Here is a 22,493-nt window from a genome sequence, read left to right as displayed (position 1 = left end):
TTTTATCCAAAAAAAAATATTTCATATATAAATTTTATTATAAATATAAAACAAAAAAATATTAACTATTATTTAAGTAGTTTTTCCCCAAGTTCAAATCTAATAAAAGATATAATACTACCTTTATTGTCTTTTAATATTTGACCTACTTTTTTATTTGAATCAACAATAAAATCTTGACCTACTAATGAAATATTATTTACAAATTTGTTCATACGACCATCAACGATTTTTTTTAATATATTAATAGGTTTTTTATATTTTTTTACTAATTCTAATTGGATATTATATTCTCTTTTAAAAATAGAATCAGGTATGTCTTTAGGATAAATATACTCAGGTTTACTTGCTACTATATGCATAGCTATATTTTTTAATATTTCTTTATTTAAATTTTTAGCACTAACTAATACACCAATTCGACTCCTATGTACATAAGAAAATATATGATCTCCCTGTATAATATTAAACCTACTAATTTGAATATTTTCACCAAATTTTATAATTAAATCTGTTATTTTTTCTTTAAAATAACTTCTTATATCAAAAAGATTATTTATATTTTTTAAAAATGCTACTGAGATAATTTCTTGACCTAAATTAATAAATAAATTATCTTTTGATACAAAATCAGTTTCACAATTTAGTTCAAAAATAACTCCAATATGATCTTGAACTTTTGAAAATATTGCACCCTGATTTGTAGTATTTTTTAATTTTTGTACAACTTTCATTTGACCAGACTTTCTTAAATTATCAATTGATAATTCAATATTACCGTTTTCTTCTAATAGTGCTCGTTTACATTCCATGAAACCAACACCTGTTAACAATCTTAATTTTTTAATTAATGCAGCATTAATTGAAATCATGAAATTTCCCTCTAAAATATAAAAAAAATAATATATAAATTATTTATTCAACATATGTATTTTCTTTAGGTGTAATAAATATTTCATCTGATAAATTATTTCTATTTACTCTACAAATACTCATTGAAACAGCTTTTAAATATAATGAAATAGAACGAATAGCATCATCATTTCCAGGTATAATATAATCTATACCATCAGGATTAGCATTTGTATCTACAACAGCAAATACTGGTATCCCTAAATTATTTGCTTCTTGAATTGCAATGTGTTCATGAGCAGCATCAATAACAAATAAACAATCTGGTAACCCTCCCATATTTTTTATACCACCTAAACTATTTTCTAATTTATATAGTTCTCGTGTTCGTATTAAAGCTTCTTTTTTAGTAAGTTTTAAAAAAGTCCCATCTTTAGATTCTATTTCTAGATCCTTTAAACGTTTAATAGATTGACGAACTGTTTTCCAATTAGTTAACATACCACCTAACCAACGATGATGAACATAAAATTGATTGCAATTAATTGCTGTTTCCTTAATTTTTTTACTAGCTGCTTTTTTCGTTCCAACAAATAAAATTTTTCCTTTTTTAAAAGATATCTTTTTTAATTCTAATAAAGCAAAATTAAACATTGGAAGAGTTTTTTCTAAATTAATAATATGTACTTTATTTTTAGAGCCAAAAATAAAAGGTTTCATCTTTGGATTCCAATAACGTGTTTGATGTCCAAAATGAACACCTGCTTTTAACATATCTCTCATTGATACTATTTCCATATTAATTCCTTAAATTATTTTGATGTTATTTATAAATATTAAAAAATATAAATCCTGAATTATATATATTATATTAAATATATTTAAAACTTTAATAAAATATATCATATTCAATGTTTAAGAACAGTAATAATTGAGCACATATTTTATTTTTTATTAAATTAAAAAAATTTTTAAACAATTTTTTATTTATTGTGTAAATATTAATTTTATTTTTAAAATGGATAAATATTATGAACCATATGATAAAACAAAAAACAGAAATAGAAAAAATTAAAATATCCGGAAAACTAGTTGCTAGAGTATTAGAAATGATTGAAGAATATGTTCAACCAAATATAAATACAGAAGAATTAAATAATATCTGTCATAATTTCATTAAACAAGAAAATGCAACTCCGGCATGCTTGGGGTATCATGGATTTCCAAAATCTGTTTGTATTTCTGTTAATGATGTAGTTTGTCATGGTATTCCAAATAAAAAACAAATTTTAAAAACAGGCGATATAGTTAATATTGATGTTACAGTTATTAAAAACAATTATTATGCAGATGCTTCAAAAATGTTTTTTGTAGGAAAAATAAGTAATTTATCTAAACGTTTATGCAAAGTTGCTCAAGAAAGTCTTTATAAATCTTTAAAAATAATAAATCCAGGAATACCAATTTTTAAAATTGGAGAAATAATTCAAAATTATGTTGAAGATCATAATTTCTCAGTTGTAAAAGAATACTGTGGTCATGGAATTGGTTCTTCTTTCCATGAAGAACCACATATATTACACTATAAAAATAATAATAAAATAATTTTAAAAAAAGGAATGGTTTTTACTATTGAACCTATGATTAATGCAGGAAAATCAGAAGTAAAATGCATGAAAGATGGATGGACAGTTAAAACTAAAGATCAGTCTTTATCTGCTCAATATGAACATACTATTTTAGTTACAGATCAAGGATGTGATATTTTAACATGGCAAAAAAAAGAAAAAATACTTCCCAATCTTATTAATCAATGATAAAAAATAAAAATTTTTTTTAATTTTATATCAAACAATAAATTAGGATATTTTATAAATGAATAAATTTAAAAAAATTATTGAACACACCTATGAAAATAAAATTAATTTTCAAAAAATTGATATTCAAACATATCAAGTTATACAAAATGTAATTCAATTGTTAAATCAAGGTAAAATAAGAATTTCAGAAAAAAAAAATGATAAATGGATAACTAATCAATGGTTAAAAAAAGCAATTTTATTATATATGTATTTTACAAAAAATAGTATTTTTTTAGAAAAAAATACTAATTACTACGATAAAATACCATTAAAATATCATCATTATACAGAAGAAGATTTTAAAAAGGAAAAAATTCGTATAGTACCACCTGCGACAATTAGATATGGTGCATTTATTCATCAGAATACAGTTATTATGCCTTCTTATATTAATATAGGTGCATATATAGATCAAGGTACTATGATAGATACTTGGGCTACTGTAGGATCATGTGCACAAATTGGAAAAAATGTACATTTATCTGGAGGAGTTGGAATAGGTGGTGTTTTAGAACCATTACAAAATAATCCTACTATTATTGAAGATAATTGTTTTATCGGAGCTCGTTCTGAAATTGTAGAAGGGGTAATTGTAGAAAAAGGTGCTGTAATATCTATGGGTGTTTTTATTGGTCAAAGTACAAAAATTTATAATAGAGAAACAGGAGAAATTTCTTATGGAAAAGTTCCTTCAAATTCTGTTGTAGTACCTGGAAGCTTGCCCTCGAAAAACGGAAAATATAGTTTATATGCTGCAATTATTGTAAAAAAAGTTGATAGTCAAACATTAAGCAAAGTAGAAATTAATAAACTATTACGTAATTTAAATTAATTTAATTATAATAAAAAACCGCCCGTAGTTAATAAAATCGGGCGGACATACAAAAAAAACTATTCACTTACTAAGTAAATGTTATTATTTCCTCTTTTTACAGTAAAAAGTAAGACATTAGGTTTAATATCTAAAGCATGTTTTAAATCATCAATATTATTTATAGATTTTTGATTTACTGCTATAATAATATCATTTTTTTTAAAGCCAATTTTTGAAGCTGGAGTATTTACTCTAATGTTATCTACTTTAACACCTTTTTGTTTATCTGAAATATAATTAGATAAACTAGCACCTTCAATACCTAAATAAATATTTCCTAAACTAACACTATTTTTTATAGATGATGGTTTTAACTCAACAATTATATCTTTAATTATACCATTTCGAAATATACCTAACTCCATTTTTGTAGCTACCGGTAAAGATCCTATTTCAGCTCGCAACGCTGAGAAACTAGAAATAGGTTTTTTATTTAAAGAAACAATTACATCTCCAGCTTTAATACCAGCTTGAAATGCAGAAGAATCAGGTAAAACTTGGCTTACAAAAGCACCTTTTTGAGTATTAACTTTCATAATTTTTGCTAAATCAGAATTTAGCTCCATTCCAATAATTCCTAATTCACCACGTCTTACTTGTCCAAATTGAACCATTTGTGCTGTAAGGTTTTTAACCATATTTCCTGGAATTGCAAAACCTATACCTATATTTCCACCATCTGGAGCTAATATTGCAGTGTTAATTCCTATTAATTCACCATTAAGATTCACTAGAGCACCACCAGAATTGCCTCTATTAATTGCTGCATCTGTCTGAATAAAATTTTCATAATGTTCAATATTTAAACCACTTCTCCCTAAAGCAGAAATAATACCAGATGTAACAGTTTCACCTAAACCATAAGGATTTCCAATAGCTACAGTATAATCACCTACTCTTAAAGCATCAGAATCTGCAATTTTTATTTCACTTAAATTACTAGCATTTTTTAATTGTATTAAAGCAATATCAGAACGTGGATCTTTTCCAATTACATGCGCCTCATAACGACGACCATCACTTAATTGTACTTGAATCTTTTTGGCATTTTCTACAACATGATTATTAGTTACAGCATATCCTTTTTGAGCATCAATAATCACACCAGAACCTAATGCATGAAAAATCTCTTTTGTTTCATCAGAATTTGAATTAAAACGACAAAAAGGAGAATTTCTAAATGGAGAATTTCCTTGACAAAAAGGAGAATTATCATTAAAAAATGGTGAAAATTGATGAGGTAAGCGAGAACTATGAATTGTAGTGCTTCCTTCAATATTTATACTGATTACTGATGGCATAACTTTTTCTAACATAGGTGCTAAACTAGGCATAGTATAAGTATTTGAAGCAACATTAGAAACAGAACTTTTATTTTCTAAAGACATTCCAAAACTTAATAATAAAGTTAAAAAAAATACTATACCACCTAATACTATATTTATTTTTTTCATTATTTCTTTCTCATAAATACAATCTAATCTTATTTCAACAAAAACGGATAATATAAAAAAATTTTAAAAATAAAGTTTTAGTATACACTTCATTATTAGTTAACTCCATTAATCAAAAAGTAAAAAAATAGGTAATACTAAAAAATATTAAAAACTTTTTAAAATTATAATTTTATAATATATTTAATGAGTATTTTAATGATTCTAGATAGAATAATAGTTTTACAAAGAATTACATGAATGACAAAACATAATTATTTTCTATTTATTTTATATTTTTTATCTGTATAATAATTTTTTATATATTATCCATATAAATATATAATATTTGTATAAAAAATCTAAAATTTAAAACTACTTTTTAAAAATAATTAAAATTCTTAAAAAGATAATTTACTAGGATATGAATTAAAACAATTTACTTTAATATATGAGAGTTTAAGAGTCAAAATAAACCTTATCATTATTCTTTTAATCCATAAAAATTTATACAAATATCTCCTTCTAATTTTATAAAAATTTTATAAAAAAATTCAATGATAATTATTTTTAAAAACAGTTTATATCCTAATTTATAAAAATTGAGTAAAATAAAAAATTATATTAAAATTAATTAACTAATATTTTTTAAACACCATCTTAATTTAAAAAACAATTTTATTAAAATTTTTATTTTTAAAAATAATTTAATTATTTTAATATTTAATTTAATTTCAAATTGTTGATAATATTTAATATATTTGCAATAATAAAAAATTTAATTTAAATATTTTTAAATATATTCTTCTTACTTTATCTAGATAAACTATCAGGATAAACTACAAATAAAAATAGGAATAAACCTAATAAATAGCATCCTGGAGGAAAAAATGGAAATATTATCAGGAGCCGAAATGGTTATTAGATCATTGATTAATCAAGGAGTAAAACATATATTTGGTTATCCTGGTGGTGCAGTACTAGATATTTATGATGCACTAAAAAACATTAGTGAAATTAAACATATTTTAGTAAGACATGAACAAGCTGCTACTCATATGGCAGACGGATATGCAAGATCTACTGGTAAAACAGGTGTAGTTTTAGTTACATCTGGTCCAGGTGCAACCAATGCAATTACTGGTATTGCTACTGCTTATATGGACTCCATTCCTATGGTGGTAATTTCAGGACAAGTAGCATTATCATTAATTGGATATGATGCATTTCAAGAATGTGATATGATCGGAATTTCTCGACCAATTGTAAAACATAGTTTTTTAATTAAAAAAACTGAAGATATACCTATTATTTTTAAAAAATCTTTTTGGATTGCTTCAACTGGACGTCCTGGACCAGTAGTGATTGATATACCGAAAGATATTTTAAAACAAAAAAGTAAATCTATATTTACATGGCCTAAAAATATACATATACGCTCCTATAATCCAACAAAAAAAGGCCACCAAGGACAAATCAAAAAAGCACTTAGTATACTACTAAAAGGAAAAAAACCTATTATTTATGCAGGAGGAGGAGTTATTAGCTCTAATTGTAGTCATGAATTAATTGAATTTTCTGAAAAAATTAATTGTCCTGTAACTACATCTTTAATGGGTTTAGGTGCATTTCCAAGCAACCATGTTCAAAGTGTATCAATGTTAGGAATGCATGGTACTTACGAAGCTAATATGGCTATGCATCACGCTGATGTTATCTTTGCGATTGGAGTGAGATTTGATGATAGAACAACAAATAATTTAAAAAAATACTGTCCAAATGCAACTATTTTACATGTTGATATTGACCCTACATCTATTTCTAAAACTGTTTCTGCAGATATTCCAATAGTAGGAGATGCTCGAAATATTTTAAAAGAATTAATAACACTAATAAAAAAAGAGAAAAAAATTCACTCTTTAAAAAAATGGTGGTCTACTATTAATGAATGGAAAAAAATTAAAAGTTTAAAATATGATATAAATAGTAAAAAAATAAAACCACAAAATGTTATTGAAATAATTTCAAAATTAACCAAAGGAGAAGCATATATCACTTCCGATGTAGGTCAACATCAAATGTTTACAGCATTATATTATAAATTTAATAAACCTAGACATTGGATTAACTCAGGCGGATTAGGTACTATGGGTTTTGGTTTTCCTGCAGCTTTAGGTGTAAAATTCGCATTACCTGAATCTACTGTCATTTGTATTACCGGAGATGGTAGTATTCAAATGAATATTCAAGAATTATCTACTGCAAAACAATATAATTTAGCTATTTTAATATTAAATTTAAATAATTCTTCTTTAGGCATGGTAAAACAATGGCAAGATATGATTTATTCCGGAAGACATTCCCATTCATACATGAATTCTCTTCCAGATTTTGTAAAATTAGTAGAATCTTATGGACATATTGGATTACGTGTAGATAAGAAAGAAGAATTAGAAAAAAATATAATGTTTTCATTAAAAAAACTTAAAGAAGGAAATCTAGTTTTTTTAGATATCCAAATAGACAATTCCGAGCACGTTTATCCTATGCAAATTCAAGGAGGAGGTATGAATGAAATGTGTTTAAGGAAAAAAGAGGATTGTTAATAAAAATATGCGAAGAATCTTATCTATTATTTTAGAAAATGAATCAGGTGCATTATCTCGTGTCATAGGACTATTTTCACAAAGAGGATATAATATAGAAACAGTGACAGTAGCACCTACTGAGGATTTTTCACTTTCGAAAATGACAATACAAACAGTAGGTAATGAAAAATCTATTGAGCAAATTGAAAAACAATTATATAAATTAATTGATGTATTAAGAGTTATAAGAATTGAACAAACATCACATATAGAACGTGAAATTATGTTATTAAAAGTATCAACAAATAACTGTAAAAACGATATTAAACATATTACTGAAATTTTTCGAGGACAAATTGTAGATATTACTTCTGCAACATATATACTACAACTTTCAGGTACAACAAAAAAACTAGATTCTTTTCTTAAAATAATTCGTAATATATCAGAAATTATTGAAATGACTCGTTCTGGAATAGTAGGTATTTCTCGAGGTTAATAAAATTTATTTTTCTATTATTAATATTAAAATATAAAATATATAATATTCAACATGGTCGTTAAAATATAAATGACCATGTTTTCTCTTTACAAAAAATTCTACTATGAATAAAAAAAATATAGAACATATTCCTGTGATGAAAAAAGAATCAATTAAATCATTGAATATTAAAAAAAATGGTATTTATATTGATGGCACATTTGGAATGGGTGGACATTCAACTGAAATTTTAAAAAAATTAGGAAAAGATGGTAAATTATATGCTATGGATAAAGATTTTAACTCTGTATTAATAGCAAAAAAAATAAAAGATATACGTTTTAATATATTTCATGATGATTTCTCAAATATTTTAAATTTTTCAAAATCTCAAAATATTATTGGAAAGGTTAATGGTATATTATTTGATTTAGGTATGTCTTCATATCAAATAGAAGATAGTAAAAGAGGTTTTTCATTTAAAAAAAATGGACCTTTAGATATGAGAATGAATCAAAAAATTGGAATTACAGCTTCAGACTGGATTGATAAAAGTGATATTAAAAAAATTGCTTTTGTTTTAAAAAATTTTGGAGAAGAGCGTTTTGCAAAAAAAATTGCATATGCAATTAAAAATTACAATAAAAAAAAAAAAATTACTGAAACTTTTGAATTAGTAGATATTATAAAACGAACAATACCATCAAAAAATAGATTTAAACATCCAGCTAGAAGAACTTTTCAAGCAATTAGAATTTATATTAATCAAGAGTTAGAAGAAATAAAAAAAGCATTAAAAGATATATTAAAAATTTTAAAACCAGGTGGTCGAATTGTAATTCTTAGTTTTCATTCATTAGAAGATAGAATCGTTAAAAATTTTATGATTAAAAATAGTACAAAATTAATGATTCCATATGGAATTCCTATCACAGAAAAAGAAATAAAAAAACTTCAAATATGTAAATTAAAAATTATAAATCGTATATTACCAAATAATAAAGAAATTCAAAAAAATCCTCGATCTAGAAGTTCTATATTACGCACAGCAGAATTAATATGAACAAAAAATACTACTATGATTTACCAAAAATTATTAAAAATGATTTTCTTTCATTTTGGAAAATACATCTAATTTTATTATTTGCAATAATATTATCTGCTAATTCTATTATCATTATAGTTTATAAAACTCGATTACTAATTTCTGAAGAAGAAAAATTACAAATTGAAAAAAAAAAAAAAGATGAAGAATGGAGAAATTTAATTATAGAAAAAAATACACTTACAATACTTTCAAAATAATTAAAAAATATTCAATAGTTCAAAATTCAATATTATTCCTAATATTTAAATTTTAAAATAATTTAAAAAAAATAAAGATAATTATCAAATGTATAACAAAAAAAATACAAGAAAAAAAATTTATATAAATTTTCGTTTTTCAATATTATGTACTATTGTTTTTTTATTTTTAATTATCTTAACATTACGCATAATATTTCTGCAAATTATTAATTCAAAAAAATTATCATATGAAGGAGATCGAAGAACATTACGAATACAACCTATAATAAATATGAGAGGTATAATCAATGATCGTATGGGTTTTCCATTAGCCGTAACAGTACCAGCAAATTCAGTTTTTATAGATCCAACTATGATTCATAATCATATAGATATCAAAAATAATATAAAATGGAAATTATTATCAAAATTACTTTCTATTTCATTAGAAAAAATTATTTCTAATTTAGAAAATAATAAAAATTTAAAATTTATTTATTTAGCACGTCAAATTGACCCAGAAATTGGAAAATATATCAAAGCACTGAAATTACCTGGTATTTATTTAATAAAAGATGCAAAAAGATATTATCCTTCTGGTAAAATTGCTGCGCAACTTATAGGAATTAATAATATTGATGATATAGGAATTGAAGGTGTTGAAAAAAGTTTTAATGATTATTTAACAGGAAAACCAGGAAAAAGAAAAATAAGAAGAGATAATCAAGGTCGTGTCATTGAAAATGAATCTTTAATTAATAAATTAAATCCTAATAATTTAGTATTAAGTATTGATAAACAATTACAAAATATTACTTATCAAACACTACATCAAGCAGTGCTTAAAAATAATGCCAATTTTGGAATTGCCGTCTTAACTAATATAAAGACTGGAGAAATATTATCAATGGCTACTAGCCCTGCTTATAATCCAAATGAAAAACAATATTTAATTCCAAAAAATTTTAGAAATAGAGCTATAACAGATGCTTACGAACCAGGTTCAACAATAAAACCGTTAGTTATTATGGATGCTTTAAAAAAAGGAATTATCACACCAAAATCAATAATAAATACTAAACCATTCTTTATTCAAAAATATAAAATTAAAGATGTTTCATATTATGAAAAATTAACTGTTACAGGAATATTACAAAAATCTAGTAATGTAGGAGTATCAAAAATAGCTTTATCTATGTCAAGTAGTGATCTAATTAATACTTATTTAAAATTTGGATTAGGAAAATCAACTAATTTAGGATTAATTGGCGAACAAAAAGGATTTATCCCCCAAAAAAAAACATTATCAAATTTAGAAAAAGCAACTTTTTCTTTTGGTTATGGATTAATGGTGACACCACTTCAACTAGCAAAATTATATACAATTATTGGAAATTATGGAATTGATCGACCACTTTCTATTATTAAAATTAATCACCCAGTAGATGGAAAAAGAATATTTCCTGAAAAATATGTAAAAAGTGTTTTAAGTATGATGGAAGATATTGTTAAACCAGGAGAAAGTGGAGCTCAAGCTTCAATAAAAGGATATCGCGTAGCTATTAAAACAGGAACTGCAAAAAAAGTGGATTCTAATGGATCTTATATTAAAAAATATATAGCATATACAGCAGGTATTGCACCAGTTAGCAATCCAAAATTTTCTTTAATAATTATTATTGATAATCCTCAAAAAGGAAAATACTATGGCGGTACAGTTTGCGCTCCAGTATTTAGTGAAATAATGAAATCAGTATTAAAAATAATGAAAATTCAACCAGATCAAAATAATAAAAAATAGTAATATATTTAAATAAAAACAATTTTTATGAAGAAAAATAACTTAAAAAAATTTTTATCACCTTGGGTTAAAAATCTTCCAGAAAAAGATATTAATAATTTAGTTTTAGATAGCAGAAAATTACAGCCTAAAGATATTTTTATAGCTATAAAGGGTGTTAATAAAAATGGACATGATTTTATCTACGAAGCTATTTCTAAAAAAGTCACAGCAATTTTATCTGAAACAAAAGAAAAAATAAAACATGGAGAAACCAAATATATTAATAAAATCCCTATTATATCTTTTTTTAAACTATTTCAAAAACTTCCAAATTTATCAGACAGATTTTATTATACGCCTAGTAAAAAAATGAAAGTAATTGGAGTTACTGGTACAAATGGAAAAACTACAGTAGTCCAATTAATTAATCAATGGAATGAATTATTAGGAAATCAAATTGCTACAATGGGAACATTAGGAAATGGATTATATAAATCATTAAAACCTGCGAAAAATACAACTGCATCAATTATAGATATACAATCTTTTTTATACAAAGTATTAAATAAAGTTAAAATAGTAACTATAGAAGTATCATCACATGGTTTAATTCAAAATCGTGTTAAGAATATTTTTTTTTATATTGCAATATTTACTAATTTAACAAAAGAACACTTGGATTACCATAAAACTATGAAAGAATACGAATTAAGTAAACTTTCATTTTTTACTAAACATAAAGTAAATAAAATAATCCTAAATGCTAATGATAAATATGCAAAAAATTGGTTAAAAAAATTTTCTAATAAATATACAATTGCTGTAACTATTAAAGATAATGAACAAAAAAAATATGCTAAAAAATGGTTAAACGCCACTCATATCAAATACGATGATGAAAAAACCAATGTAACATTTGAATCTAGCTGGGGTAATGGAATAATATCAACATACTTAATAGGTGAATTTAACATAGAAAATTTATTATTAGCATTTGCATGTATGTTAGAAATGAAATACCAGTTATCTGATCTTATTAGTACATGTAATAAGCTTCAACCAATATATGGACGTATGCAAAAAATTCATAAAACAAAAAAACCAATTATTATTATAGATTATGCTCATACTCCTGATGCACTAGAAAAATCATTAAATGCTATTAAATTAAAATATTCTAAAAAAAAAATATGGTGTATATTTGGATGTGGAGGAGAAAGAGATAAAAAAAAACGACCAATTATGGGTAGAATTGCAGAAAAAATAGCAGATAGAATAATTATTACTAATGATAACCCGAGAAATGAAAATCACAATAAAATTATTAAAGAAATCGTCAGGGGGTGTACAAAAAAAAATAAAATAATAATTATCCCAAATAGAAAAAAAGCAATTTCTTATGTTTTTTTTCATACAAGTGTTCATGATATAATTTTTATTGCTGGAAAAGGACATGAAAATTATCAAATTATTAAAAATAAAAACATTCATTATTCAGATCAAAAAACAGTATTAAATCTATTGGAAAAAACAACATGATTCCTGTGTCGTTAAAAAAAATTGCTAATATTACAAATGGTTATTTATATGGAAAAAATATTATAATAAATAATATTAGCAGTAATAGTAAAGAAATAAAATCAAAAACACTTTTTATAACTTTAAAAGGTAAAAAATTTGATGGATATATATTTATTCAAGAAGCTATCAAAAACGGATGTACTGCAATAATCACCGATAGAAAAATAAAATTTTGTGTTTCTTATATTATAGTTGAAGATACATTAATTGCTTTAAGAAAAATTTCATTTTGGTTACGTAAAAAAATTAATCCAAAAATACTAGCTATTACTGGTTCTTGTGGAAAAACTTCAGTAAAAGAAATGACTGTTTCTATAATTAAAAAATACTATGATAATACGATATATACAATAAATAATTTTAATAATCATATAGGCGTTCCTATAACATTACTAAAACTAAAAAAAGCAGATAAATATGGAGTAATTGAATTAGGATCAAATAAACCAGGTGAAATTAAATATAATTCAAAAATTGTAGAACCAAATATTGTATTAATAAATAATATTTATCATTCACATTTAGAAGGTTTTAAATCATTGTTAGGAGTATCAAAAGAAAAATCAGAAATTTTATCTTATTTAAAAAAGAACAGTATAATTATTATTAATTTAGATAGCCATCATTTATCACAGTGGATAAAAAAAATTCAAAATAAAAAAATACTTTATTTTTCTATAGAAAAAAAAAAGAAAGTAATTTTTTCGCTACTAATATTAAATTATCTGCACACCAAACATCTTTTACTATGCATACACCAAATGGTAAAATAGATATTTTATTACCATTCTTAGGTTATCAAAATATATCTAATGCATTAGCTGCTAGCGCTCTTTCGTATTCAATTAATATACCTTTAAAAAAAATTCAACTTGGATTATTAAAAACTCCTGTTATACCTGGAAGATTAGAACCTATTAAATTAAATAAAAATATAATTTTAATTAATGATACATATAATTCTAATGTTGCTTCTATGATTATCGCAATTAAAATTCTAGAAAAAATGCCAGGTTATAAAATATTAATAATAGGAGATATGGCTGAATTAGGTGAAAAGAGCGTAATGTATCATAAAATTATAGGCAATATAATTAATTTTTCAAAAATTAATTATATTTTCACTTTAGGAAAAAACAGTTATGAAATTTTTAAAATATGTAAAAATGGAGAACATTATTTAGAAAAATATAAATTAAAAAAAAAATTAAAAAAAATCATTTTAAAACAAAAAATAAACACGATTTTAGTAAAAGGTTCACGTAATATGAAAATGGAAACTATTATACAATATTTAATAAAAGAGTATAAAAAAAAATGATATTTTTAATTGATCAATGGTTAAATTGTAAAATATTTAACATTCTTTCTTTTAGAATAATTTTTAGTTTATTAACATCATTTTTTATAAATTTATTTATCGGACCATATGTTATATCCTATTTTAAAAAAATACAAAATTTTCAAACAATACGTCAAGATGGACCTATTAGACATATGTATAAAAAAAATACACCTACTATGGGAGGACTTCTTATTCTTGTTTCAATATGTATTTCTATTTTTTTGTACTGTGATTTATATAATATATATATATGGTATGTTTGTTTTATTTTACTAGGATATGGTTTAATTGGTTTTTTAGACGATTTAAAAAAAATTAAATATAATAATTCTAGAGGATTAAATATCTTATGGAAATTTTTTTGGTTATCAATCATTTCTATTTTTATTATTTATATAATATGTTCAAATAATACGAAAAATATTTCTATTGAATTAGTTATCCCCTTCTATGATAAAGTATTTATAAAAATTAATTATTTTTATATATTTTTATCTTATTTAGTTCTTGTAGGAACAAGTAATTCAGTAAATTTAACAGATGGACTAGACGGATTGGCAATTATGCCAGTAATTTTTATATCATTTGGATTTGGATTAATTGCTTTTTTAAGTTCTGATATTACTATATGTAACTATATAAATATTTCTTATATAGAAAAATCAAATGAATTAAGTGTTTTATGCTCTGCTATCATTGGTTCTAGTTTGGGATTTTTATGGTTTAATATTTATCCAGCTAAAATATTTATGGGAGATGTAGGTTCTTTATCATTAGGTGGATCATTAGGAATGATATCTATATTACTAAATCAGCAATTACTATTAATCATCATGGGTGGAATATTTGTTTTTGAAACTGTTTCTGTAATATTACAAATAATATACTTCAAAATAAAGAAAAAAAGAATATTTAAAATGGCGCCAATACATCATCACTATGAAATAAAAGGTATATCTGAAAATTTAATTACTATTAGATTTTGGATTATATCTTTTATATTATTATTAATAGGAATTATATCTTTAAGGATGTATTAATGTTATATAATTATTCACAAAAAAAAATATTAATTTTAGGTATGGGTTTAACAGGAATATCTTGTATTAATTTTTTTTTAAAAAAAGGAGTAACCCCTAAAATAATTGATGAATCTAAAAAACCTTACTATCTTAAAAAATTACCTAAAAATATTCAATATAAACTAGGAAATTTAGATAAAAAATGGATTTTAGAATCAGATTTAATTATTATTAGTCCTGGAATATCTTCATTTAAACCTATTTTAATAGAAGCTAAGTTATCAGGTATTGAAATTATTAGTGATATTGAGTTATTTGCTAGAGAAACAAAAAATCCAATTATCTCTATTACTGGTACTAATGGAAAAAGCACTGTTTCAACAATGGTAAAAGATATTGCAAAAAACTCAGGATATAAAGTTTGTTTAGGAGGGAATATTGGTTTTCCAGCATTAGATATGCTTAAAGAAAAAGCTGACTTATATATATTAGAATTATCTAGTTTTCAATTAGAAAATATATTTACTTTAAAATCAAAAATAGCAGTAGTTTTGAATATTACTCCAGATCATCTAGATCGTTATCCTGGAGGATTTGAGCAATATAAAAAAATAAAATTATCTATTTATAAAAATTCAAAAATATGTTTATTTAACTTAAAAGAAAATTTTAAAGAAAATAATTTATATTTTCAAAATAAAAATAAAAAATGCATTACCTTTGGTACTTTTAAGAGTGATTATAATATTAAATATAAAAAAAATTACGCTTATTTATATTATAAGAATCAAAAAATAATGAATACGAAAAATACATCACTACGTAGTAATCAAAATTATGAGAATGCACTAGTATCATTTGCAATTTCAGATAATATGAATTTTAATAGAAAAATAGTTATTAATACACTTAGTAAATATGTAAGTTTACCACATCGTTTTCAAATAGTACATAAAAAAAATAATATATATTGGATTAATGATTCAAAATCTACTAATATTAATAGCACTAAAACAGCTTTAACAAATATTAATACTCAAGGAACAATACGATTATTATTAGGAGGAGATAAAAAATGCGCTAATTTTGAAGAATTAAAAAAATATTTAAAAAAATTAAAAGTAAAAATTTACTGTTTTGGAAAAGATGGCATGAAAATAGAAAAAATATATCAAAAAAATTCTATTTATACAAAAAAATTAGAAGATGCTATAAATCTAATTTCTAAAGAAGTTACTTCAGGTGATATAGTGCTTTTATCTCCAGGATGTAGTAGTAAAGATCAATTTAAAAATTTTGAAGAACGAGGTAATCTTTTTATAAAATTATCAAAGGAAATAGGTTAATGTTTTTAAAAAAAAAATAAAAAATCATCAAAATGATATCATATTATATGATCGATTATTAGTATGGATGACCTTATCTTTATGTGTGACCGGGTTAATTATGGTAACATCTACATCTATACCTGTAGGAGAAAATTTATATCAAGATCCATTTTTTTTTGTAAAAAGAGAAATATTTTATTTTATTTTAATGTTTTTATTATCTTGTTTTTTTTTACGAATTCCTGTAGATATTTGGAAAAAATATAGCAATATAATACTAATTCTCTCAATTTTATTATTAATTTTTGTTTTACTGATAGGAAAATCAGTCCATGGCTCTTATCGATGGATAAATATAGGAATATTAAACATACAACCTTCTGAAATATGTAAAATTTCTGCTTTTCTTTATATTTCTAATTATCTTTCAAGAAAGATTAAAGAAGTAAATAGTAATTATTGGGGGTTTTTAAAACCTGTAGTTATTATAACTATACAATCTATTTTATTATTAGCTGAACCTGATTTAGGAACTGTTATAGTTTTATTTTTAACCACATTATCAATTTTATTTCTTTCTGGTGTAAAAATAAAACAATTTTGTACAATTATTAGTCTAGTTTTAATAATAATAATATTTTTAATATTAATAGAACCATATCGTATTAATAGAATGTTAACATTTTTAAATCCTTGGAAAGATCCATTTGGAAATGGATATCAATTAACACAATCATTAATAGCTTTAGGAAGAGGTCATTTTTTTGGTCAAGGATTAGGAAATTCAATACAAAAATTAAATTATTTACCTGAAGCTCATAGTGATTTTATATTTTCTATTATAGGTGAAGAATTAGGATATATAGGCTGTTTTTTAACATTATTAACGATTTTTGTTATTGCTTTTAGATGTATGTATATTGGACAAAAATCCTTAGAAAAAAAACAAATTTTTTCAGGTTTTTTAGCGTGTTCTATTGGTTTATGGTTTAGTTTTCAAACATTAATTAATATTGGAGCTGTTACTGGTATATTACCTACTAAAGGTTTAACTTTACCATTAATTAGTTATGGTGGATCAAGTTTAATTATTAATTTAATGGCTATATGTATTCTTATAAGAATTGATTTTGAATTTCGATTATATGAACATCAAGCATTACCTAAGGAAAAATCTTAATGCATTCTAAAAAAATAATAATTATAGCAGGAGGTAGTGGTGGACATGTATTTCCAGCAATTACTATAGCAAATTATTTAATAAAACATGGATGGAAGATTAATTGGATTGGAACAAAAAATAAAATAGAATCTGAAATTGTACCTAAATTTAATATAAAAATGCATTTTATTGATATTTATGGATTAAAAAATGCAAATTTAAAAACATTAATTTTTTCTCCTATATATATGTTAAAATCATATTTTAAAATAAAAAAAATTATACAAAATTACTTGCCAGATATTGTATTAGGAATGGGAGGATATGTATCTGGTCCTGGAGGTATTGCTGCATGGTCTTTAAAAATTCCTTTTATTTTGCATGAACAAAATAAAATTCCAGGAATGACGAATAAGTTGCTTTCTAAAATATCTACAAAAAATATGCAAGCTTTTAAAGGAGCTTTACCAAATGCTGAAGTTGTAGGAAATCCAGTTCGAGAAGATATTATTAAAATTTCATCACCTCAACATCGTTTTAAAAATAGATTAGGTCCTTTAAGAATATTAATTATCGGAGGAAGCCAAGGAGCATCTATTTTTAATAATATTTTACCAAAAATTTCATATTTTTTAAAATCAAAAGTTTCTATTTGGCATCAAGTAGGAAAAAATGAATTGGAAAAAACAAAAAAAAAATATAAAAGATATAGTTCGTATCAACATAAAATTACATCTTTTATCGATAATATTGCTTCTGCATATGCATGGGCTGATCTAATAATATCTAGATCTGGAGCATTAACAGTAAGTGAAATAATCACTGTAGGAATAGGTGCAATATTTATACCTTATCCACATAAAGATAAACAACAACTATTAAACGCACAAGATTTAAAAAAAAATGGTGCTGCAAAAATTATTGAACAAAATCAATTTAATATAGAAATAATACTAAAAATATTAAATTCTTTAGATAGAAAAAAGTTACTTATCATGGCAGAAAAAGCATTTTCATTAAGAACAGAAAATTCTATAATAAAAATTTTTAAAATTATTAATAATATTTCTAAAAAATAAATTACTATCATTAAATATATATTAAAATATGAGTATAATAAATATTAAAAAAAATAATTTTTTTATAAATAAATTATTTAATAAAATTCATTTTATTGGTATTGGTGGTTCCGGAATGAATGGAATTGCTTTAATTTTATTAAAACTAGGATATAAAATTAGCGGTTCAGACATATTAGATAACTTAGCTACTAAAAAACTTAAAAAAGTAGGAGCAAAAATTTATTTTAAACATTCTAAAAAAAATATTAAAAATATTGACTTAATTGTGATATCTAGCGCAATTCCACCTAATAATTTAGAAATTTTAGAAGCAAAAAAAAAAAAAATTCCTATACTATTAAGAGCTGAAATGCTTCAAATACTAATGAAATTTAAATTTGGAATAGCTATTTCTGGAACACATGGGAAAACAACTACTACTTCAATGATTTTTGATATATTTAATAAAAGTAACTTTGACCCAACTGTTATTAATGGAGGATTAATTAAATCAATTAATAATTACTCTAAATTGGGTTCTTCTAAATATCTTATTGCAGAAGCAGATGAAAGTGATCAATCATTTCTATATTTAACTCCAAAAACTATTATTGTAACTAATATTGAACCTGATCATATGAATTATTACAATAATAATTTTGAGTTATTAAAAAAATCATTTTTAAAATTTATAAATATTATTCCGATAGATGGAACTGTTATATTATGTATAGATAACCCTGCTATACAAGACATTATATCTAAAATAAAATGTAAAATTATTACATATGGATTTCATCCAACTGCTGATTTTAGAATAATTGATTATAAACAAAATAAATTCTCTTCACATTTTACTTTATCTCAAAAAAATAAAGCTTATTTAAAAATAAATTTAAACATGCCTGGCAAACATAATGCTTTAAATGCAACAGCTGCTATAGTGTTGTCAAAAAAAGAAAAAATATCTTATCAAAATATTTTTAAATCATTAAAAAATTTTCAAGGTACTTCTAGAAGATTTGAATATTTTGAAGAAACTTTAATTAAAAAAAATAATATTCCAATAAGTAGAGTTATATTAATAGATGACTATGGTCATCATCCTAATGAAATATCTGAAAATATTAAAACAATAAGGACTAGTTGGCCAAAAAAAAAATTAATTATGATATTTCAACCACATCGATATACAAGAACCTATAATTTATATCATGATTTTATCAAAGTTTTATCTCAAGTAGATGTATTATTGATATTAAATATATATTCTGCAAATGAAAATGCTATTCCAGGAATAAATAGTACATCAATATATAATGATATTAAAAAAAATAAAAATATCAACATAGTTTTAGTAAATGATTCTAAATCAATATTACATTCTCTTTTTCCTTATTTAAATGGAAATGATATTATTTTAATACAAGGTGCTGGAAGTATAGAAAACATAGCTAAAAAATTTTTTATCTATAAAAATAAAAAAGTGGTAATATGAAAAAAAAAGTTGCGGTATTATTAGGTGGTAATTCTTCTGAACGAGAAATATCAATAGAATCAGGGCATTCGATATTAAAAAGTTTACTTCGTTCTGGTATTAATGCATATCCATGTGATATTCGTGATTTTCCTATTATGCAATTAAAAAAACAAAAATTTAATATTGCATATATTGCACTACATGGAAAAGGCGGGGAAGATGGTACTATTCAAGGTGTTTTAGAATATTTAAATATTCCATATACCGGAAGTGGTGTTATGGCGTCCTCTATATCTTTAGATAAAAAAAGAACTAAATTATTATGGAAATCTATAGGTTTACCTGTATTACCAGATATATATATAAAAAAAGAAGATATTTTAATAGATACATATACTCGTTTAAATAAAAAAATTTCAAAACTGAATTATCCTGTTCTAGTAAAACCAAATAATCAAGGTTCAAGTATAGGAATAACGTTAGTTTCTTCAAAAGATCAAATAAAAAAAGCAATGTCAGTAGCTTTTAATTATAGTCATGATATTTTAATAGAAAAATTTATAAATGGAATAGAATATACAATCCCTATTCTAAATAATAAAATATTACCTCCGATTAAAATTATTACAAAAAATAATTTTTATGATTATTATTCAAAATATAAATCATCATCTACTAAATATTTATGTCCTAGTGGATTAGACATTAAACAAGAAAAAAAACTAAAAAAAATAGTACAAAAAGCATGGAAAATATTAAAATGTGACGGATATGGTAGAATTGATGTAATATTAGATAATAACAATAAATTTTGGTTATTAGAAATTAATACTATTCCTGGTATGACAAATCGTAGTTTACTTCCAATATCTGCAAATTCTATAGGTATATCATTTGATAAATTAGTACTGGAAATTTTAAATACAATCAAAGTATAAAATATTTGATTGAAAAAATAAATATTATAAAAAATACTTATTTCTATCAAATAGTTTTTAAAAATTATTAAATAACTAAAATATAAAATATCAGAAATCCTGATTTATAATAAAATTAATAATTAAAAAAATATAGTGCAGGCTAAGAAATAATGATTATATCAACAAATAAAAAACTAATAGTAGGACTGGAGGTAGGAACCACTAAGGTAGTTACCTTAGTAGGAGAAATACAAATAGATAATACAATAAAAATAATTGGAATTGGAATATGCCCATCAAAAGGAATAGAAAAAGGTAGAATTATTAATTTAGATTTAGTTGTTTCATGCATAAAAAAATCTATTTATCAAGCTGAAAAAATGGCTAATTGTAATATTACTTCTGTGTATTTATCTTTATCTAGTAAACATATTAATTGTCAAAATGAAATTGGAATAGTACCAATTTCTGAAGATGAAGTAACAAAAGAAGATATAGAGAATGTTATACATACTGCAAAATCAGTGAAGATTCCAAATGAACATCATATACTACATGTAATTCCACAAGAATATTCAATCGACCAACAATCTGGAATAAAAAATCCTATAGGTTTATCAGGAACAAGAATGCAAGTAAAAGTTCATTTAATTACTTGTCATCAAAACATAGCTAAAAATATTATTAAAGCTGTAGAAACATGTAATATTAAAGTTGATCAAATAATCTTTTCAGGTCTAGCATCTAGTAAAGCTGTATTAACAGAAGATGAATGCAAACTTGGTGTCTGTATGATTGATATAGGTGGAGGAACAATAGATTTTAATATATATATCGATGGATTTATACAAGATAGCCAGGTTATTCCATATGCTGGTAATATTGTAACAAGAGATATCTCATATGTTTTTAATACATCTTTTAAAGATTCAGAAATTATAAAAAAAAACTATATTTCTTCATTAGAAACATCGAAAAATATTGAATTATCTGAAAAATATAAAAATTTATTCAAAGATTTAAAATTAGATAATATAGTAGAAGTTATGGAATCAAGATATATTGAATTATTAACTTTAATTAATAATAGAATCATATATATACAAAATAAGTTATATAAAGAAAATAAAAAGTATCAATTATTAAGTGGTATTGTATTAACAGGAGGTGTTTCAACTTCTTTATTATTAAATAAATACGCAGAAAAAATATTTCAAAAAAAAATTCGAATAGCAAAACCTATAAATATTTCAGGATTAATAGAAAATATAACTGAACCACATTATTCAACAGTCGTGGGTTTATTAAACTATGGAAAAGAATTTTACTTACAATCTAAAAAAATGAAAAAAGAAAATTCTTTTCTTGAAAAATGGTTTAAACAAATTAGTAATTGGTTTAAAAAAGAATTTTAAACTAATTTTAAAAAAATCT

The 22,493-nt window shown here is 23.2% G+C and carries 20 protein-coding genes; 17 read left to right on the top strand and 3 right to left on the bottom strand.

Annotated elements, in window-relative coordinates; genetic code table 11:
- Positions 1-68 precede the first annotated feature (68 nt).
- Together tsf and rpsB are read right to left on the bottom strand one after the other, a co-directional pair.
- Complete coding sequence (gene tsf, locus AB4W67_RS01130) at positions 69-872, bottom strand: translation elongation factor Ts (RefSeq protein WP_367682739.1); 804 nt, start codon at positions 870-872, stop codon at positions 69-71.
- 43 nt (positions 873-915) lie between these two features.
- Entirely contained in the window at positions 916-1,650 is a 735-nt protein-coding gene (gene rpsB / locus AB4W67_RS01125) for a 30S ribosomal protein S2 (protein WP_367682738.1), read from the bottom strand.
- A gap of 233 nt (positions 1,651-1,883) precedes the next feature.
- On the opposite strand from rpsB, the gene map reads away from it, so the two are divergent.
- Together map and dapD are read left to right on the top strand one after the other, a co-directional pair.
- Complete coding sequence (gene map / locus AB4W67_RS01120; protein WP_367682737.1) at positions 1,884-2,669, top strand: type I methionyl aminopeptidase; 786 nt, start codon at positions 1,884-1,886, stop codon at positions 2,667-2,669.
- A gap of 58 nt (positions 2,670-2,727) precedes the next feature.
- Positions 2,728-3,546, top strand: coding sequence for a 2,3,4,5-tetrahydropyridine-2,6-dicarboxylate N-succinyltransferase (dapD, locus tag AB4W67_RS01115; protein ID WP_367682736.1), 819 nt, complete (start codon positions 2,728-2,730; stop codon positions 3,544-3,546).
- A gap of 59 nt (positions 3,547-3,605) precedes the next feature.
- On the opposite strand, the gene degP is transcribed toward dapD, so the two are convergent.
- Complete coding sequence (degP, locus tag AB4W67_RS01110; protein ID WP_367682735.1) at positions 3,606-5,042, bottom strand: serine endoprotease DegP; 1,437 nt, start codon at positions 5,040-5,042, stop codon at positions 3,606-3,608.
- 869 nt (positions 5,043-5,911) lie between these two features.
- Between degP and AB4W67_RS01105 the strand changes: the two genes are divergently transcribed.
- From AB4W67_RS01105 to ftsA, 15 genes are all read left to right on the top strand, one after another.
- The gene (locus AB4W67_RS01105) at positions 5,912-7,627 is read left to right on the top strand and encodes an acetolactate synthase 3 large subunit (RefSeq protein ID WP_367682734.1); all 1,716 of its coding nucleotides are present in this window, start codon (positions 5,912-5,914) and stop codon (positions 7,625-7,627) included.
- 7 nt (positions 7,628-7,634) lie between these two features.
- Complete coding sequence (gene ilvN / locus AB4W67_RS01100; RefSeq protein ID WP_367682733.1) at positions 7,635-8,108, top strand: acetolactate synthase small subunit; 474 nt, start codon at positions 7,635-7,637, stop codon at positions 8,106-8,108.
- 106 nt (positions 8,109-8,214) lie between these two features.
- The gene (rsmH, locus tag AB4W67_RS01095) at positions 8,215-9,153 is read left to right on the top strand and encodes a 16S rRNA (cytosine(1402)-N(4))-methyltransferase RsmH (protein WP_367682732.1); all 939 of its coding nucleotides are present in this window, start codon (positions 8,215-8,217) and stop codon (positions 9,151-9,153) included.
- Positions 9,150-9,395: a cell division protein FtsL gene (ftsL, locus tag AB4W67_RS01090; RefSeq protein WP_367682731.1), complete on the top strand. Its 246-nt coding sequence runs from the start codon at positions 9,150-9,152 to the stop codon at positions 9,393-9,395. The genes rsmH and ftsL overlap by 4 nt, the downstream gene beginning before the upstream one ends.
- 88 nt (positions 9,396-9,483) lie before the next feature.
- On the top strand, positions 9,484-11,178 hold the full coding sequence (gene ftsI, locus AB4W67_RS01085; RefSeq protein WP_367682730.1) for a peptidoglycan glycosyltransferase FtsI: 1,695 nt from the start codon (positions 9,484-9,486) through the stop codon (positions 11,176-11,178).
- Between the two features lie 27 nt (positions 11,179-11,205).
- The gene (gene murE / locus AB4W67_RS01080) at positions 11,206-12,699 is read left to right on the top strand and encodes a UDP-N-acetylmuramoyl-L-alanyl-D-glutamate--2,6-diaminopimelate ligase (RefSeq protein ID WP_367682729.1); all 1,494 of its coding nucleotides are present in this window, start codon (positions 11,206-11,208) and stop codon (positions 12,697-12,699) included.
- Positions 12,696-13,514: a UDP-N-acetylmuramoyl-tripeptide--D-alanyl-D-alanine ligase gene (murF, locus tag AB4W67_RS01075; protein ID WP_367682728.1), complete on the top strand. Its 819-nt coding sequence runs from the start codon at positions 12,696-12,698 to the stop codon at positions 13,512-13,514. The genes murE and murF overlap by 4 nt, the downstream gene beginning before the upstream one ends.
- Positions 13,490-14,062, top strand: a complete 573-nt coding sequence (locus AB4W67_RS01070) for a glutamate ligase domain-containing protein (protein ID WP_367682727.1) — start codon at positions 13,490-13,492, stop codon at positions 14,060-14,062. The genes murF and AB4W67_RS01070 overlap by 25 nt, the downstream gene beginning before the upstream one ends.
- On the top strand, positions 14,059-15,126 hold the full coding sequence (mraY, locus tag AB4W67_RS01065; RefSeq protein ID WP_367682726.1) for a phospho-N-acetylmuramoyl-pentapeptide-transferase: 1,068 nt from the start codon (positions 14,059-14,061) through the stop codon (positions 15,124-15,126). Before AB4W67_RS01070 ends, mraY begins: the two co-directional genes overlap by 4 nt.
- A complete protein-coding gene (murD, locus tag AB4W67_RS01060) occupies positions 15,126-16,454 on the top strand; it encodes a UDP-N-acetylmuramoyl-L-alanine--D-glutamate ligase (RefSeq protein ID WP_367682725.1) in 1,329 nt (442 codons plus the stop codon). The genes mraY and murD overlap by 1 nt, the downstream gene beginning before the upstream one ends.
- A gap of 16 nt (positions 16,455-16,470) precedes the next feature.
- Complete coding sequence (gene ftsW, locus AB4W67_RS01055) at positions 16,471-17,616, top strand: cell division protein FtsW (RefSeq protein ID WP_367682798.1); 1,146 nt, start codon at positions 16,471-16,473, stop codon at positions 17,614-17,616.
- Complete coding sequence (gene murG, locus AB4W67_RS01050) at positions 17,616-18,677, top strand: undecaprenyldiphospho-muramoylpentapeptide beta-N-acetylglucosaminyltransferase (RefSeq protein ID WP_367682724.1); 1,062 nt, start codon at positions 17,616-17,618, stop codon at positions 18,675-18,677. The genes ftsW and murG overlap by 1 nt, the downstream gene beginning before the upstream one ends.
- Positions 18,678-18,705: 28 nt before the next feature.
- Positions 18,706-20,157 carry a UDP-N-acetylmuramate--L-alanine ligase gene (murC, locus tag AB4W67_RS01045; protein WP_367682723.1) on the top strand — a complete coding sequence of 484 codons (1,452 nt, stop codon included), beginning with the start codon at positions 18,706-18,708 and terminating at the stop codon, positions 20,155-20,157.
- Entirely contained in the window at positions 20,154-21,077 is a 924-nt protein-coding gene (locus AB4W67_RS01040; RefSeq protein ID WP_367682722.1) for a D-alanine--D-alanine ligase, read from the top strand. Before murC ends, AB4W67_RS01040 begins: the two co-directional genes overlap by 4 nt.
- 152 nt (positions 21,078-21,229) lie before the next feature.
- On the top strand, positions 21,230-22,474 hold the full coding sequence (gene ftsA, locus AB4W67_RS01035; protein ID WP_367682721.1) for a cell division protein FtsA: 1,245 nt from the start codon (positions 21,230-21,232) through the stop codon (positions 22,472-22,474).
- The last annotated feature ends 19 nt before the right edge of the window (positions 22,475-22,493 follow it).

The sequence above is a fragment of the Buchnera aphidicola (Protaphis terricola) genome, from assembly GCF_964059145.1.
Taxonomy (GTDB): domain Bacteria; phylum Pseudomonadota; class Gammaproteobacteria; order Enterobacterales; family Enterobacteriaceae; genus Buchnera; species Buchnera aphidicola_BP.
Note: the sequence above shows the minus strand (reverse complement) of the source record. Positions and strands in the feature narration are given on the sequence as shown.